Source organism: Nocardioides pelophilus (assembly GCF_014180685.1).
Classification (GTDB): Bacteria; Actinomycetota; Actinomycetes; order Propionibacteriales; family Nocardioidaceae; genus Nocardioides; species Nocardioides pelophilus.
On record NZ_JACEHF010000031.1, the window covers coordinates 16,847 to 28,957 of the forward strand.

The window sequence follows — 12,111 nt, forward strand, 5'->3', positions numbered from 1 at the left end:
CTGCCATGGGATGGAGCAACCCGCCGGTCCCGTGGCGGGAGATCGAACGCCGACTGTCCGGCCGGGTGCCCGGCGTCGAGGACGCTCCGGTGTCGCGCCGGAAGCGCCCGACCGACGCGCTGCAGGAGATCACCCGCCCCGAGACAGCGACGCCGTACGCCGAGCTGCACTGCCACAGCCACTTCAGCTTCCTGGACGGAGCGAGCAGCCCCACCGATCTGGTCGTCGAGGCGACCCGGCTCGGTCTGAGCGCCCTGGCCATCACCGACCACGACAGCTTCGCCGGAGCGCCGCTGTTCGCCGAGGCGAGCGCGACGTACGCACTCCCCAGCATCTACGGTGCCGAGCTCAGCCTCGGCCTGACCGGTCCGCAGAACGGCATCCCGGATCCCGAGGGCCAGCACCTCCTCGTCCTGGCCCGCGGCGTCGAGGGCTACCACCGGCTGGCAGCGGCGATGACCGAGGCCAACCTGAGGGGCGACGAGAAGGGCAGGCCGCTCTACGACCTCGATGAGCTGGCCGAGCGCGGTCGCGACCACTGGGTGATCCTCACCGGCTGCCGCAAGGGGATGCGTTCGCCGGAGCAGATCGACGACCTGGTCGCCAGGTTCGGACGTGACAACGTCGTCGTCGAGCTCAGTGGAGGCATCGTGCCTGGCAGGGATGAGGTCATCGACCGGCTCTGGGGGCTCGCACGTGAAAGAGGCATCCAGGTCGTCGCCACCGGCAACGTCCACCACGCCACCCCGGGCAAGCGGCGACTCGCCACCGCCATGGCGGCGATCCGAGCCCGGCGCAGCATCGCCGAGCTCGACGGCTGGCTCGACCTCTCGGGCTCCGCCCACCTGCGCAGCGGTGCCGAGATGGAGCTGCTCTTCGGCCGCTATCCCGGCGCCGTCAGCCACACCGTGACCCTCGCCGGCGAGCTCGCCTTCGACCTGCACAAAGCCTCGCCGCGGCTGCCCAAGCAGGGGATCCCGGAGGGGGAGACCCCGGGGTCGTGGTTGCGCATCCTGACCGAGCGCGGCTTCCAGGAGCGCTACGCCGGCACCCCGCAGGAGCAGGAGGCGCGGAGCCGCGTCGATGCCGAGCTCGAGGTGATCCTCCGCAAGGACTTCGCCGGCTACTTCGTCATCGTCCACGACATCGTCGCCTTCGCGAGGAGCCAGGGGATCCTGTGCCAGGGGAGAGGGTCAGCGGCGAGCTCGGCGGTTTGCTACGCGCTCGGCATCACCGCGATCGACTCGGTCTTCTACCGGCTGCCGTTCGAGCGGTTCATCTCCGAGCACCGTGAGGAGGAGCCCGACATCGACGTCGACTTCGACTCCGACCGGCGCGAGGAGGTCATCCAGTGGGTCTATGAGACCTACGGACGGCGCAACGCCGCCCAGGTCTGCAACGTGGTGAGCTACCGCCCACGGATGGCGGTCCGTGACGCAGCCAAGGCGCTCGGGTTCTCCACCGGCCAGCAGGACGCCTGGAGCAAGTCGGTCGACGGTTGGTCGAGCGCGGTCGAGACGGAGTCGGAGATACCGCAGCCGGTGGTGTCGCTCGCCGAGGAGCTGATGTCCGCGCCACGACACCTCGGCATCCACTCCGGCGGGATGGTGCTCACCGAGCGCCCGATCGGCGAGGTCTGCCCGATCGAGCGCGCCCGGATGCCCGGTCGCACGGTCCTCCAGTGGGACAAGGACGGCTGCGAGTCGATGGGCCTGGTCAAGTTCGACCTGCTCGGGCTCGGGATGCTGGGCGCCCTCGACCACATGATGCGGCTGATCGAGGAGCACCTCGGCAAGCGCTGGGAGCTGGAGACGATCCCCAAGGAGGAGCCCGAGGTCTACGACATGCTCGGCCGCGCCGACTCGATCGGGGTGTTCCAGGTCGAGAGCCGCGCCCAGATCGGCACCCTGCCGCGGCTCAAGCCCCGCAGCTTCTACGACCTCGCCATCGAGATCGCCCTGATCCGGCCGGGCCCGATCCAGGGCGGCGCCGTCCATCCCTACATCCGCCGGGCGACCGGCAAGGAGCCGGTCACCTACGACCATCCCTCGCTCGAGCCGGTCCTCGGCCGCACCCTGGGCGTGCCGCTCTTCCAGGAGCAGCTGATGGCGATGGCGGTGACCCTCGGCGACTGCAGCCGCGACGACGCCGACCTGCTCCGCCGCGCGATGGGCTCCAAGCGCGGTGTCGAGCGGATCGAGAAGGTCAAGGAGAAGCTCTACGCCGGCATGGCGCGTCGCGGCATCACCGGCGACAAGGCCGACGGCATCTACGTGAAGATCCTGTCCTTCGCGAACTTCGGCTTCGCCGAGTCCCACTCCCTCAGCTTCGCGCTCCTCGTCTACGCGTCGTCATGGTTCAAGCTGCACTACCCGGCGATCTTCCTGGCCGGCCTGCTGCGCAACCAGCCGATGGGCTTCTACTCCCCGCAGTCGCTGGTGGCCGATGCCCGACGGCACGGGGTGACCGTGCTGCGTCCCGACATCGCCCTCTCCGGCGCGATGGCGGGGATGGAGGCGTGCGCGCCGGTCACCGACCCGTTGAGGTACGACGGCGCGCTGGCCGTGCGGTTGGGGCTGGACTCGGTCCGGGGCATCGGCAAGGAACTCGCCGAGCGGATCGTCGCCGAGCGGGACGCGGCGCCGTACGACAGCATCGTCGATCTCTCACGACGCGCTGGTCTGAACGCGGCTCAGCTCGAGGCGCTCGCCACGGCCGGGGCGTTCGACGGCTTCGGGCTGGACCGGCGTCAGGCGCTGTGGATGTCCGGCTACGCCGAGTCCGACGGCCAGCTGCCCGGCAGCACGCCCGCGCCACCACCGCCGACGCTGCCCGGGATGAGCGACGAGGAGCTCACCCTCGCCGACCTCTGGGCGACCAGGATCTCGCCGGAGAAGCACCCGATCGAGCATCTCCGCGCCGACCTCGAGGGGGCGGGGATCCTGCCCATCACCACGCTGTGGCAGGCCGAGAGCGGACGGCGGGTGCGGGTGGCCGGGTTGATCACCCACCGGCAGCGCCCGGGCACCGCGATGGGCATCACCTTCCTCAACCTCGAGGACGAGACCGGGATGCTCAACGTGATCTGCTCCCAGGGCGTGATGAGGGCGCACCGCCAGGCGGCTCGCAACCGGGTCGCGGTCATCGTCCGGGGCAAGGTGGAGCGCACCGACGGGGTGGTCAACCTGGTCGCCGACCAGGTGGTGCCCCTCGACGTGCTCGTCCCAGGCGCCGGTTCCGCCCTTCAGGCGCGGCAGGCGTCGCGTGACTTCCGGTAGCCGCTCAGGCCACCGCCTCCGCGACGACCTCCTCGATGAGCCCGACGACATCCATCCCGACGCCCTTCTCCACGAAGCGCGACGCGCCGGCAGCGAGCACCCGGTCCGCCATCAGCCCGTTCGCGAAGCCGGAGATGACGATGACCTTGGTGTCGGGAGACTTCTCCCGCAGGGTCGGGAGCGCCTGGAGACCGTCCATCTTCGGCATCGCCAGGTCGAGGATGATGATGTCCGGCGTCAGCTCACTTGTCATCGCGACGGCTTGCAGGCCGTCGGCCGCCTCGCCCACCACGTTGAACCCGGCCCGCTCGAGCTGGAACCTCATCAGCTCGCGCAGGTCGTGGTAGTCGTCGGCGAGCAGCACCCGCACCTTCTCGTGGGCGGGCGGCAGCGTGCCCGGCGCCGGGGTGGTGCCAGCCGTTGCGGCGGTCGAGCGCACCATGCTCCCGGCCTCGGGGGTGTCGTCGACCTTGTCGAGCAGCAGGTCGCCCATCATCCCGCGAGCGGCGCGCATGGTCCGGTCGAGGTACGACGCCACCGCCTCGAGGTCGCCGAGCTGGAGCGACAGCACTGCTGCGCCGATGCCCTGCACGACGTTGTCGTTGATCTCGAACGCGTGGCGCCGCCGTACCTGCCACTCGCGGAGGCTGGCCGCCAGCTCCTCGCTGGCCGCTTCAGCACGGACCCGCTCGGTGATGTCGACGCACGTGCCCCGCATCCGGATCGGCTTGCCCGTCTCGTCCTTGATCACCACGCCGTTGGTCGCCAGGTAGCGGATCTCGCCGTCGGGTCGCATGATCCGCTCGGTCATGGTCCAGCTGCCGCCGGACTCGTAGACCTGGCGGTGCATCGCCGTGACCGCGTCACGGTCGTCGGGGTGGATCATCGAGAGGAAGCGTTCGTACGACGCGTTGAACGACTGCGGCTCGTGACCGTAGATCCGGTAGAGCTGGTCGGACCACGAGTTCGTGTCCTCGTCGATGTGCCAGTCGTAGTCACCCATGTTGGCGAGGATCTGGGCGTCGTCCACGCGGGAGCGCAGGTCGGCCAGCTCCCGCCGGGTCGCCTCAAGCTCCTCGCGGAGTCGCTCGGTCTCGTTCATCAGTTGCTCCTGGCTCTCATGCGCTGACCTCGGTCAGGGCTGGTTGGGTGGTGGTTGCTTGGGCGGGCGGGAGGTCGAACTCGAAGACGGTTCCCGGGCCGTCCTCGCGGGGGTAGGCGCGCATCGTGCCTCCGTGCCGCTCGACGATTCGGCGACACGTGCTGAGGCCCAACCCGGTGCCCGGGTAGCTGTCGTCGTGGGCCCGTCGGAACGGCTCGAAGATCCACTCGTGCGCGCCGTCCGGGATCCCGATCCCGTTGTCGATCGCGCGCACGACGACCCGGTCGTCCTGGTGGTGAGAGGCGATCGTGATGTCGGGCAGGTCTCCCGCCCGGATGTACTTGAGAGCGTTGGCGATCAGGTTGTCGAACAGCTGGCGGATCAGCACCGGGTCGCCCGTGACCGATCGGGGACCGTGGGTCCGCACCAGCCCCTCCGCGTCGTACTCCGCGGCGACCTCCGCGACCAGCGCCTGAAGGTCGACGACCGCGTGCTCGGGCGCCCGGTCGCGAGCCGCCGCGTCGGCGAGCAGGTCGTCGACGAGGGTGCGCATCCGGGCGGTGGCCCGTTCGATCCCCGCGATCATGGTGGTCGCGCCCGGTGGCTGCCTGTCGGGGTCGGCGCCGAGGGTGTCGTACAGCTCGGCGGTCCAGGACTCGACCACCGACAGCGGGTTGCGCAGGTCGTGCGCGGCGCGCCGCGCGAAGGTCAGCAGCTCCTGGCTCTGCTCGCGCTCCTGGGCGAGCAGGTCGGCCTGCAACGCCGCCCGTGACTGGCGCGCGGCGGCGAGGACGAGGCCGATGACGAGCGTCATCGCGATGAAGAGCTGCGCCAGCAGGATCGTCGTCCGGTCGCTGCCGTGGTTCGCGAACGGGCCGTGGTCGACGGCGGTCAGCCAGAGGATGCCGAACCCGCCGAACAGGGCGTGCGCCGCCACCACGAGGGGGCTGAACCGGCTCCCGGCCCACACGGCGACCGTCGGCAGCAGGAAGCTGACGGGGAGCTCGGTCGCGTAGTCACCCAGGAGCAGGGCGGTCGTCGCGCCGAACAGCAGCGCCAGCTCGGCCTTCCCGCTGTTGGCCCCGGCCTCCGGGCGCCCGCGGCGGACCCGGTCGACGATGAGGAGCGCGGTCGCGCTGACGGCGATCATCCCGCACACGTTCCTGCCCCACCAGACGACGACGCCCTCGACCGAGATCTCCCGGCCGGCCGCCCAGTAGCCGAGTGCCCCGAAGGCGACACCGACGAGCGAGCCGACCGTCGCCGCCAGCAGGAACCCGAACATCTCGGTCGGTGAGCTTGTCGGCGGCACCCCCTCCTGCCCGGTCTCCGGGCTCCACCGACGCACGGCGTAGACGACGGCGAGGACGGCGACCAGGTTGGACGAGGCGAGGACGAGGGTCACGTCGACATCGAGGCCGAGCACGACGGGCACCAGGAGACCGACCAGGGTGATCATCGGGATGTCGATGAGCCAGCTGCGGGTTGAGGGGCGCGTGATCAGCCACACGACGGCGAGCCCGGCTGCCGGCCACACCAGGGCCAACGGGTCGATGTCGACGACGCTGGCCCGGCCGATCGCGGCGCCGAGCAGGTACAGCACGAGGAACCCGCCCCTCGTGCCGGCCAACCTGACAGCTCGCGCCCGCATCCCCTGCCCCTGTCTCTCCCCGCTCGGAAACATAAGCCGGTCGGGCGCGCGTCGTCCGTCGTTCGGCCGACGTCGGAGCGATCGATATCCGCGGGTAGTTCGTACTGACTACCGGGGGACCGGATTCGGGCAGCGGGTGGCGCCTGCGGTAGTGTTCCACCCGCTTCGGACGGCGATCCCGGACGAAGTTTCGGGCTGTGGCGCAGCTTGGTAGCGCACTTGACTGGGGGTCAAGGGGTCGCAGGTTCAAATCCTGTCAGCCCGACCGAATGATGTCCCGCGACACCGGTGGCCGGTATCGCGGGACATCACTGCATTTCCGGTCTTCCTAGCGCCGTCCGGCGAGGAGAGTACGGCGGATCCGCGCCCGCAGGTCGACGGGTGGGACCTGGAGCTCGGCGATGCGGGCGGCCCGGCGAAGAAGCCGTTCCTCCATCACCGTCGCCAGCTCGTCGACCCACTCCGGATGAGCATGCACGAGCGGAAGGTAGGCCTGTCGCCCGATCTCGAAGACGAGGGTCTCCTCCACCGAGCGGACCGTCGCGGCGCGCGGAGCGCCGGTGAGGAACGACATCTCGCCGACCACCTCGCCCCTGTCCATCGTCTCCACCAGCCAGTCGGTCCCGTCCGGCTCGCGCCGGCGCACCTCGACCTGACCCTCGGCGATGAGGAACATCGAGGTCCCGCGGTGGCCCTGGACGACGAAGCGCTGCGTCGGGCCGAAGAAGAGGGGGCGGGCGCCCAGCGCCAGGTCGCGGACCTGGTCGTCGTTCAACATGCGGAAGATCGCGACCTCGCGCAACAGGGCCTCGATCTCCTCGGTGGTCGGGTCGTCGGTGACGACCGGCTCCGCGATCGCGAGGTCGGGTCCGAGGCCGTCCTGCCGCTGCAGCACGGCCACCCGGGCCGGATCGGCCACTCGCGCGTGCAGCAGGCTCGCGCTGAGCGGGATGCACTCGGCTCCGGCGTGGTCCATCAGCCCTTGACCGGCCGCCCAGTCGGCGACGTGGTTCATCGAGGAGCGGTACTGGTCGCACGCAGTGGGGTAGACGCCGCGGGTGCCGGGGAACCCGAACCGCCGCCACAGCACGGCGTCCCGGGCGGCTGCCGGAAGGAAACCGAGCTCGGGAAACCCGGCCGCGGTCGACTGGAGGACCGCTCGCTCGGCGTCCCGGAAGACCCGCTGCCAGGTCTCCTGCGCGTTGAACCGGTTGGGACCTGCCAGCTCGATGGCCTGCTTGAGGTCCTCGTGATGCGTGCGCAGGAACTGCAGGGTGGCCTCGCGCTTGCGCAGCAGGTTCAGTCCCGAGACCGGCCCCAGGCGCGGCGTACCGAAATGCGCGAAGCACGCGGCGCGCCTGTCCCAGACCGCCCGCCACGCGTCGGGGTCGATGCGGGCGCGGATCCCGGCAAGAGCGGTGCCGCTCTCGAGCGCGTCCCGCTCCGCGGGCTCGAGAAGATCGCCGACCTCGTCCCTGACGGCCTCGATGATCCCGATGCAGGTGAGCAGCTCGAGGTAGACGCCGACCCGCAGCAGCCAGACCGGATCGGTGAGGTGGTCCTCCTTGCCGACGATGTCGGCCTCGAGCGTGCGGGCGTAGCCGGCCACCTTCGCGCTGCCGATGAGGAGCACCGGGAACCACGGGTGATAGGCGACGCCGGGATCTGCGACCCCCGCAGCCCGCGCCTGTCGCGCCAGGTCCGGCGCCACGAGGCGCTCCGTGATCCGCTGGTAGACCGAGCCGAGGAGCCGGACGTCGCAGACGTCGAGGAACGCCGCGTCCGCCGCCAGCAGCTCGTCGTGGGCCACCGCGCGTACGTCGATCCGAGCCCGTCGCAGGAACCCGGCGGTGAAGGTGAGGTCGACCTCAGCGAAGTCCTCGTCCGGGTGCAGCACGATCCGCTGGCGAGGCGCGGGCGTCAGCGGTACCCGCGCGCGGTCCCAGCCGCGCACCGGTTGACCGTCGACGGTGACGGTGGCTTCGAGCGTGGCCGCAGCGGGCACGTCGGACGTCTCGATGAGGATGACGGCCTCGTTGGTCCGGCTCCCGTCGGTCACCAGGGCTGCGCTGTCGCTCGACCCGAGACCGGGCCAGCGGACGTCGTCAGTGGGCCGCCTGCCGGGGAGGAACGGGACGACAGCGACGTGCATGCCGTCGAGCGTGTCACTACGCTCGCCCGGTGCGCATGGAAATCGGCATCGGTCTTCCGCAGATGGCAGTCGGGTACGCCGCCACCACGACGGTCGACTGGGCCCGGCTGGCCGACGACGGCCCGTTCTCGAGCATCTCGGCGGGGGAGCGGGTGACCTTCAGCAACCCGGAGATGGTCGCCACCCTCGGCGCGGCCGCGGCCGTGACGTCGCGCATCCGGATCTTCGCCAACCTGTGGGTGCTGCCGTACCACCCGGCGGCGATGGTGGCCCAGCAGATCGGCACGCTCGACCAGCTCTCCGGCGGTCGGCTGTCGGTGGCGGTCGGCGTCGGTGGCCGGGAGCACGACTACCAAGCGGTCGGGCGACCGTTCGACGGCCGGCACGCACGCCTCGACCGGCGGGTCGCCGAGCTCAAGGACCTGCTGGCGGGACGGCCGCCGTTCGAGGGCGCTGATCCCGTCGGGCCGGCGATCACCCGCACTCCCGGCCCGGAGATCCTCGCCGGCGCCATGGGCCCGAAGTCGATGGCCCGCGCCGCCCGCTGGGCCGACGGTGTGAGCGGGTTCAGCATCGCCGGCAAGCGCAGCGAGATCGCGCGCACCAACAACCTCGCGACCGAGGCGTGGGCCGCGGCCGGCCGCGGCACCCCTCGGCTGGTGAGCGGCTGCTTCTTCGCGCTGGGAGTGGAGGATCCGCTCGCGACGCTCCGCGCCTACTGCGCGCGCTACCTCGCCTTCCTCGGGCCCGAGCTCGCCGACGCGCTCGCCGGCGAGACGACCGCCGCCTCGCCGGACGACGTGCGCCGGGCGCTCGACGACGCGGAGGCCGCCGGGTGCCACGAGTTCGTCCTGGTGCCCGCGACCACGGACCTGCGCTGCCTGGAGGCGGCCGCGGAGCTGGTCACCGTCCGCGCCTAGGCCTCCAGCCCCCGGAGCACCGGCAGGAGCCATGCCATCGCGTCGGATGCGGGCCCGGGCGCCGGTTCCAGAGCGAGCTCGGCGTAGCACTGGCGGGCGACGGCGAGCGCGTCCTCCCTCGCCCCGGAGTCCCGGAGCACCTCGACGAGGCTCTCGGTGAGCGCCCATCGGTTCCGGGCCACCGGGTGCCGGTCCAGCGCGTCCCGGAGGATCTGTAGCGCCTCCTCGTGCCGCCCGAGGGCGTTGAGCGAGCACGCGCGGTTGTTGACCAGGACCGCGATGTCGATGAAGTCGTCCGGCGCGATCTCGAGGGCGCGATCGGCGTGCCGCAGTGCCGCCTCGTCGTCCCCCATCGTGTGAGCCAGCAGGCCTTCGTTGGTGGCGGCATTGACCCGGTGCAGCGCCGAACCCGACTCCTCCGCCAACCGGGAGGCCGAGGTCACGACCGAGTGCGCCTCGGCGATTCGGTCGCGCAACCAGAAGAAGGCGGTGATCCGGCCGGCGGTCCACGCCGCGACCGCTGCCGGGCTTCCGGCCACGACGGCGTCGAGGAACCGGAGCGCGTCGTCAGGCGACCACGGGGTCAGGGCGCGGTCCCGGGACTCGACGATGTCGAGCGCGCCCGTCACCCGGCCGGCGTCGTCGGCGCCGATCTCGGGTGTCGTCGGCGTCTCCTGCAGCACCTCGAGCGCAGCAGTGTGCAGCCGCTGGCTCGTCGGGAGGTAGACCGCAACGGTGCCGAGGTCGGTCCACACCTGGCCGAGACCCGGTGTCCGGTCGCTCCAGGCGTCGAGGACCGCCTCCTCGAGGAGCAGCACCCGGTCCGCCCTCGGATCCCCGGTCCGGACCATGCTGAACTCCTTGTCCGCGTCGGCGAGTGCCGCCGCCGCGGCGTGGAGCATCGCCCGGGCGCGGGGGAGCAGGTCCTGGTCGGCGTGCAGGGCCCTGCGCGCGGCGGCGCGGATGGTGTCGAGCAGCCGGTACCGGTCGCCGTCGAGGTCGACCAGGCTCACCCTCACGAGTCCCCGCAGCAGCGCCGGCGGCGTGACGCCGCGCCGGGCGGCCACGTCCCGGAGCAGCAGGCCGGCCTCATCGGCGGTGAGCCGGGCGGGCGCCTGGGACAGCACGAGCAACGCTTCGCGGTGGGCCACGTCGAGGCGGTCCATGCTCCAGGCGACGACCGCGTCGAGGCTGGACTGGCGACCGCCCCCACGGCGGGCGAGCGTCTCGCTCCCGTCCAGGAGGAGGTCGATCAGCTGGCGGAGCGGGACCTCCCGGGCGTGGACCGCGGCGAGCTCGATCGCCAGCGGCGACCCGTCCAAGGTGGAGCACAGCTCGGCCACCATGGAGCGATCGAGGCTGTCGAATCCGCCACCGGAGGCCGACGTGTACCGGTGGGCGAAGAGCGCGCAGCGCGCGTCGTCGCCGACCAGTGCAGGGATCCTCCAGACGACCTCGCCCTCGACCTGCAACGGCTCGCGGCTGGTGGCGACGATCCGCAGACCGGCCAGCCGCGCCAGCAGCTCGGCGGCGACGTCCGCGGCGGCGTCGATGAGGTGCTCGCAGTTGTCCAGCAGCACCAGCGTCGGGCCGCGGACCGCCAGCTCCGCAACGAGCTCGTCGGTCGTGGTCGCCCGCGACCCGAGCCCGGCCGCGACCTGGCCGACCACCCGCGCCGGGTCCGAGACCGAGGCCAGCTCGACCAGCCACGCGCCGTCGTACGACCCGGCGACCTGCAGCAGCAGCTGCGAGGTGAGCCTGGTCTTGCCCATGCCGCCCGGACCGAGCACGGTCACCAGCCGGTGCGACGCGACGAGCTCGCCGAGCTCGGCGAGCTCGCGGTCCCGCCCGACGAACGAGGTGATCGGCTCGGCCACATTGGTCCGGCGGTACGGCGCTGCCCGTGGCGGTTCCGGCCCCCCGGCCACCCGGTGCAGCGGGGTCGGTCCGCGCACGTCCTTGAGGGCGTACTCGCCGACCGGGTCGCCCGCCGCGCGCACCAGGTCGCGATCGGTCAGCCCATCGACGACCGCCGGGGTGACCAGGGCCTGGCCGGCCCCTGCCGCCGAGGTGACCCGCGCGGCCACGTTCACCGGGAGGGCGATGTAGTCGCCACCGACCGGCTGCGCACGGCCTGCGTGAGCGCCCGCCCGGACCCGGAGACGCGGCTCGGGAAGCGTCGTGTCGGCCGCGGCAGCCTCGACCCTTGCCTGGATCTGGATCAGCGCGCGGAGGGCGCCGTCCTCGTCACCGAAGGCGAGGAACGCGCCGTCGCCCTCGGTCTTGACCACCACCCCGCCGTGCGCACTGGTGGCGTCTGCGATCTCGGCATGGAGGCGCTCGAGTGCCGTGACGAACGCGTCCCCGTGCTCGGCGAAGGCCAGCGTGCTCCCGACGACGTCGACGAATGCGAACGTCACCACACCGGAGGGGAGCTCCACGACCACGGTTGGCAGCATCGCACGGTCCGGACGGCCCCACGCGGGGATCGCGAAGGCGCCTATCCTGCATCGCATGGCCGGCCAGGGACTCGTGATCGGCGCGGGGGGCGTCACCGGACTGGCGTGGTCGTGCGGCACCTTGGCCGCCCTGGAGGAAGCGACGGGTTGGGACCCGCGGTCCGCGCAGGTCCTGGTCGGCACCTCGCAGGGTTCGCTGCTCGGCTGCCTGCTCGCGGCCGGGATCGGCACGGCCGACCTGGTGCGCTGGTACCGCAAGGAGCTGCCCGCCACCCACCCGCTCCGGGCGAGGTCGGAGCGCCGTCCGGCCGCGGACGGGCGCCGGGGCGTGCCGCGCCCCAGCTCACCCGCGTTGCTGGCGCGCGCCTTCGGGCCCGGCCGCATCACGCCGCTCGCCGCGCTCTCCGGGTTGCTGCCGGCCGGCACCGGTTCGCTCGACTCGTTCCTGGCACCCCTGGCCGCCGTGGCCGGCACCGACGGCTGGGTCGACCACCCGGCGACCTGGGTCGCTGCCGTCGACTACGACAGCGGACGCCGGGCCACCTTCGG

General features: G+C 72.0%; 7 protein-coding genes and 1 tRNA gene. 4 read left to right on the forward strand and 4 right to left on the reverse strand.

What is annotated here, in order from left to right; genetic code table 11:
- The first annotated feature begins 5 nt into the window (after positions 1-5).
- Positions 6-3,278 carry an error-prone DNA polymerase gene (locus H0488_RS08260; protein WP_183098807.1) on the forward strand — a complete coding sequence of 1,091 codons (3,273 nt, stop codon included), beginning with the start codon at positions 6-8 and terminating at the stop codon, positions 3,276-3,278.
- Between the two features lie 4 nt (positions 3,279-3,282).
- Here H0488_RS08260 and H0488_RS08265 read toward each other — a convergent pair whose 3' ends face one another.
- Positions 3,283-4,380 carry a response regulator gene (locus tag H0488_RS08265; RefSeq protein WP_183098808.1) on the reverse strand — a complete coding sequence of 366 codons (1,098 nt, stop codon included), beginning with the start codon at positions 4,378-4,380 and terminating at the stop codon, positions 3,283-3,285.
- A gap of 16 nt (positions 4,381-4,396) precedes the next feature.
- Positions 4,397-6,031: a sensor histidine kinase gene (locus tag H0488_RS08270; protein ID WP_183098809.1), complete on the reverse strand. Its 1,635-nt coding sequence runs from the start codon at positions 6,029-6,031 to the stop codon at positions 4,397-4,399.
- Between the two features lie 191 nt (positions 6,032-6,222).
- Between H0488_RS08270 and H0488_RS08275 the strand changes: the two genes are divergently transcribed.
- A tRNA-Pro gene (locus H0488_RS08275) sits at positions 6,223-6,296 on the forward strand.
- Between the two features lie 63 nt (positions 6,297-6,359).
- Here the strand turns inward: H0488_RS08275 and H0488_RS08280 are convergent.
- Positions 6,360-8,183: a cyclic nucleotide-binding domain-containing protein gene (locus H0488_RS08280; RefSeq protein ID WP_183098810.1), complete on the reverse strand. Its 1,824-nt coding sequence runs from the start codon at positions 8,181-8,183 to the stop codon at positions 6,360-6,362.
- A 35-nt stretch (positions 8,184-8,218) separates the two neighbouring features.
- Here H0488_RS08280 and H0488_RS08285 point away from each other — a divergent pair, with 35 nt between their 5' ends.
- A complete protein-coding gene (locus tag H0488_RS08285; protein ID WP_183098815.1) occupies positions 8,219-9,103 on the forward strand; it encodes an LLM class flavin-dependent oxidoreductase in 885 nt (294 codons plus the stop codon).
- Here the strand turns inward: H0488_RS08285 and H0488_RS08290 are convergent.
- Entirely contained in the window at positions 9,100-11,550 is a 2,451-nt protein-coding gene (locus H0488_RS08290) for an ATP-binding protein (protein WP_183098811.1), read from the reverse strand. The two genes, H0488_RS08285 and H0488_RS08290, sit on opposite strands and share 4 nt — an antisense overlap.
- Positions 11,551-11,617: 67 nt before the next feature.
- On the opposite strand from H0488_RS08290, the gene H0488_RS08295 reads away from it, so the two are divergent.
- Positions 11,618-12,111: patatin-like phospholipase family protein (locus H0488_RS08295; protein ID WP_183098812.1), on the forward strand; the 494-nt coding region annotated here is incomplete at its 3' end.

Coding starts and splice junctions, on each gene's coding strand:
- H0488_RS08260 (WP_183098807.1), top strand. CDS start 6: ATGGGATGGAGCAACCCGCCGGTCCCGTGGCGGGAGATCGAACGCCGA.
- H0488_RS08270 (WP_183098809.1), bottom strand. CDS start 6,031: ATGCGGGCGCGAGCTGTCAGGTTGGCCGGCACGAGGGGCGGGTTCCTC.
- H0488_RS08280 (WP_183098810.1), bottom strand. CDS start 8,183: ATGCACGTCGCTGTCGTCCCGTTCCTCCCCGGCAGGCGGCCCACTGAC.
- H0488_RS08285 (WP_183098815.1), top strand. CDS start 8,219: ATGGAAATCGGCATCGGTCTTCCGCAGATGGCAGTCGGGTACGCCGCC.
- H0488_RS08265 (WP_183098808.1), bottom strand. CDS start 4,380: ATGAACGAGACCGAGCGACTCCGCGAGGAGCTTGAGGCGACCCGGCGG.